This is a genomic window from Psychromonas sp. psych-6C06 (assembly GCF_002835465.1).
In the GTDB taxonomy this organism is placed as follows: Bacteria; Pseudomonadota; Gammaproteobacteria; order Enterobacterales; family Psychromonadaceae; genus Psychromonas.
In genome coordinates, this window is record NZ_PIZM01000021.1 from 1 (window position 1) to 3,881 (window position 3,881).

Annotated in this window: 4 protein-coding genes; all 4 read left to right on the forward strand. The window is 36.5% G+C overall.

Annotated elements, in window-relative coordinates:
• Positions 1 to 305: 305 nt before the first annotated feature.
• The 4 genes from CW745_RS16335 (at position 306) to CW745_RS16350 (ending at position 3,510) form a co-directional block, all read left to right on the forward strand.
• Entirely contained in the window at positions 306 to 722 is a 417-nt protein-coding gene (locus CW745_RS16335; RefSeq protein ID WP_101109770.1) for a DUF2262 domain-containing protein, read from the forward strand.
• A 112-nt stretch (positions 723 to 834) separates the two neighbouring features.
• A complete protein-coding gene (locus tag CW745_RS16340) occupies positions 835 to 1,308 on the forward strand; it encodes a L,D-transpeptidase family protein (RefSeq protein ID WP_101109771.1) in 474 nt (157 codons plus the stop codon).
• A gap of 508 nt (positions 1,309 to 1,816) precedes the next feature.
• A complete protein-coding gene (locus CW745_RS16345; RefSeq protein ID WP_101109772.1) occupies positions 1,817 to 2,446 on the forward strand; it encodes a hypothetical protein in 630 nt (209 codons plus the stop codon).
• A 119-nt stretch (positions 2,447 to 2,565) separates the two neighbouring features.
• Complete coding sequence (locus CW745_RS16350; RefSeq protein ID WP_101109773.1) at positions 2,566 to 3,510, forward strand: restriction endonuclease; 945 nt, start codon at positions 2,566 to 2,568, stop codon at positions 3,508 to 3,510.
• Positions 3,511 to 3,881 lie beyond the last annotated feature (371 nt).

Sequence of the window (3,881 nt, forward strand, 5' to 3'; positions counted from 1 at the left end):
TTTTTTAATGTCTTATCTCCGTATTTAATCACAAAGCTTTGGTTTAATATCGGTGTCAACGTGTATTCATTTAAAGATAAGGAGAAATTTGGAGTATTCTCAATAATTCTCTATGTAGCCTTATTCATTATAATTATGTTATCAAACTTTTTGAGCCAATATCATGTCTAATCATTTGGCATTTAAATTGGCCATTTAACAAGCACTTTAAACGGAACAAAAACAGTTGGCTTTGTTTCGCTTCGCTCCACATTATAGCCAACAATTTTTGTCCGCTTAAGTGGGCGTTAGCTTTAAGGTCTCAAATGGAATTTGAATATGTTAAAGATTTAGATAGTTGGAAAAGCAAGTGTACCGTATTAAACACTACAACTGACTTTCAAATTATCAGCCCAGATATACGCAAAACATATTCTAAATATGATTTGGCGAGTATTGCCCTCAATCGAATTAGTAAACTATCTTTGCAACTTGAAAAGCATATTGTAGAGTTTGCAGAATATTATAATGATTGCTGGGCAGATCCAGATGATGACATGCCAACGCTATCTACCAATGAGTTCGTGCTTCTTGTTAAATTAGATGGTGTAGTCTTCGATATTGTTTCTGATATAGAAGACACAATTTCTTTGTATTATGAATGTGGTCACTTGTTTGGTGGCGGGGGTATTGAATTAACTATTGATGAGTCAGAAAATATTAGCGCAACAACGATAGGATAAAGCTAACAAGCACATTAAGTCGGAACTAAAACAGTGTGCCATGTTTCGTTCCTCAACAATTTTGGCACACTATTTTAGTCCGCTTATGTGGGCGTTACATGTACGGGTAAATATGCGATATATCTTTCTAATCTACATGTTACTTTCATCCTCTGTATTCGCAGGTGTTGATTTAGTAAAAGTAGATAAATCTGATAACAAAATGTACTTAATGACAGACGGTAAAGTTCTTAAGGAATATTACGTAGCATTTGGAAAAACTCCGAAAGGGCACAAAGAGCAGGAAGGTGATCAAAAGACTCCAGAGGGCACTTATACCTTGGATTATAAAAAAGAAGATTCATCATTCTATAGAGCAATGCATATTTCATATCCAAACGCTCAAGATGTTAAAAATGCTGAGTCTAAAGGTGTGTCTGCTGGCGGTTTCATTATGGTTCATGGGCAACGTAATTGGCTTGGGTGGTTTTCTTCAATTACGCAAAAGTATAATTGGACAAATGGTTGCATTGCTTTGACCAATCCAGAAATGGATGAGTTTATGGATCTAGTAGAAACTGGAACCAAAATTCATATCCAGTGGTAGTACATGTAACAAGGCAATTAAACGGACAAAAAACAGTTGGCTTTGTTCGTGCCTCACAAATTATAGCCAACTATTTTTTGCCGCTTATTGCGGCGTTAGGTTTGCAAGTCTAATCTGAAAATAAAGGTGTGGTTTTGTTTTTAACTTCGAGGCGAAAGTTAAGCTTCTAAGTGGTTTAGCTTTGAATGTGCAAATAAGGCTGTATGGTTTTATAGCCAGTTTCGATGTTACCTCACAAGTTATGTTTAAACTGATTTTCTGTTTTAGTTTTTGCTTTAAAATTAAGCCTTTATTGAGCAACTTCTTTCTGATTTTTGAATCGTTTTCTAATTAAAATCATCAGTCAGCGGGTTGCTAGAATTAAAAAAATATCAAGGTTTACGCCCGCTGTTGTGGCCGCATTCCTAACAAGCTGTTCAAACAGACAAAAAACGGCTGGCCATCGCTTCGCGATTATAGCCAACCATTTTTCGCAGCTTAACAGAGCGTTAGCTTTCTAGGAGTCACCGTGATAGATGTGTTATTAATCGTTAATATAATTGCTCTAGTAGGGCTAGCAGTTTTAACTTTACTCGCTAAAAGTTTTTTACCTAGTTATGTTTCAGAAAAAGCAAAAAATTTAGCATCTAAAGAAGACATCGCAAGCATTACAGAACAAATTGAAGGTATCAAAAATAGCCACGCGATCGAAATTGAGAAAATCAAAGCTGAACTAGATATTAAAAGTGCTCTCCGCCAATCTTTTCAAGCAAAGAGTCTTGATTCTTTGACTGCAATTGATGAGTTATTAGTTGAAATAAACTTATATAGTTGGAAACAATTAGCTGAGTTTTCTCCAAATGAACACTATGTCTGGAGAAATGTAGATACCTTGGAAGAAGGGCGGAATTTTCATTATTATCGTGTTGCCATTGATAAAGTGAAAATGGTTCATGGTTTATACCTTACCTCAAACGCAAAGAATGCATTAAGTGAACTCGCTGAGTCTATTGGTTTGTTATCTAGTATGGAGCTTGCTTTATCTAATGATCCCGATCAAGCAATACTTAATTCGGTTGAAAGAGGTTATTCATCAGCAATCAATGAAATCAACAAATGTAGGCATAATTTAATGGCTGAGCTAGGCGTAAAAAGCTAACAAGGCATTTAAACGGAACAAAAACAGTGGGTTACGTTTCGCTTCGCTACACATTTTAACCCACTATTTTTGTCCGCTTAATGCGGCGTTAGGCGAATATGGGTATCTCTGAGGGCACTATGAATCAAAAATATGAAAAAGAAATTTCTGCACTGGAGCATGGTGAACTAGGTCCTCAAGTGGCAGAAAAAACAGTAAGTGAAATTCTTATCCCCTTATTAAGTGATGATGGGTACGAAGTTAGCCAGACTCCTCTTCACAGAGATAGTAGTGTGGATTTTGTCGCAAACAAAGATGACGGCTCAATACAAGAAAAGCTCGCGATCGAGTATAAGCATTATCGTTCTCCTGTAGGTGCTAATGTTATTCAAAAGTTAATTGGGGCTAGTGTTGTTCACGATTTTGATCGTTTAATGCTAGTGACTAATTCTCGGTTTACACGTTCAGCTTTAGAAATCGCAAACTCTAACTTACCAGTGAAACTTGAATTAATAGATTTAGATTCTTTGAAGGCATGGATACAGAGAGCAGAGAAAACAGAAGACTATGACTTTAAGCTTGTAAATATACTACGGAGTAGTTTAAGTGATCAATTTGCCATGTTGATTGCGCAAAATCCTCAATATTTAATGGATATTGAGTGGAGAGAGCTCGAAAGAGTTGTCCAAGTTGTTTTTGAAGAACTTGGTTTTAGTGCTGAATTAACACCTGGTAGCAAGGACGGTGGCAAAGATGTTGTACTGAAGTGCAGAGTATCTGGCAATGATCACACATATTTCGTCGAGTTAAAGCACTGGCGTTCTCAACAGAAAGTTGGCGGTCAAGCTGCTCGAGATTTTTTGAAAGTTATAGTGAACGAAGAAGTTAACGGCGGTTTATTTTTATCTTCTTACGGATACTGTGACAATGCGTTTGAGATGTTAAGTGAAATCGATAGGCAGTATTTAAAGTTTGGTAATCAAGCAAAAATAGTAACTCTCTGCAAACAATATGTTAAGTCGAAATCTGGCATTTGGTCCCCAACAGATGGATTAGCAAACGTCTTATTTGAGAAAACTGTATAAATTCGCCTAACAAGTCATTTAAACGGAAAATTAACAGTTGGCCATCGCTTCGCGATTATAGCCAACCATTATTTTCCGCTTAATGAGGCGTTATCAGGCTTACGTAAATAGCTTTTGGGTTGTTGTGAGTTTGGTCGTATTTGGAAGGGCTGTTTTCAATTGAATGTGTTTTGCCTTGTGGTTTTAAAGTAACATTCAAAGTGTTTCAGTTTCGGTGTTAAATCTTGGTTTTCACTGGATTTTAAATAAGTGTTCAGTTTCACATTCGTTGTGCAATTTTCCATTTATTAACGGCGCTAAAACCTGTTTAGGTTCCCAATCGCCGTGCTAACAAGGCGTTTAAACGGAACAAAAACAGTTGGCTTTTGCAT

Coding starts and splice junctions, on each gene's coding strand:
- CW745_RS16335 (WP_101109770.1), top strand. CDS start 306: ATGGAATTTGAATATGTTAAAGATTTAGATAGTTGGAAAAGCAAGTGT.
- CW745_RS16350 (WP_101109773.1), top strand. CDS start 2,566: ATGAATCAAAAATATGAAAAAGAAATTTCTGCACTGGAGCATGGTGAA.
- CW745_RS16340 (WP_101109771.1), top strand. CDS start 835: ATGCGATATATCTTTCTAATCTACATGTTACTTTCATCCTCTGTATTC.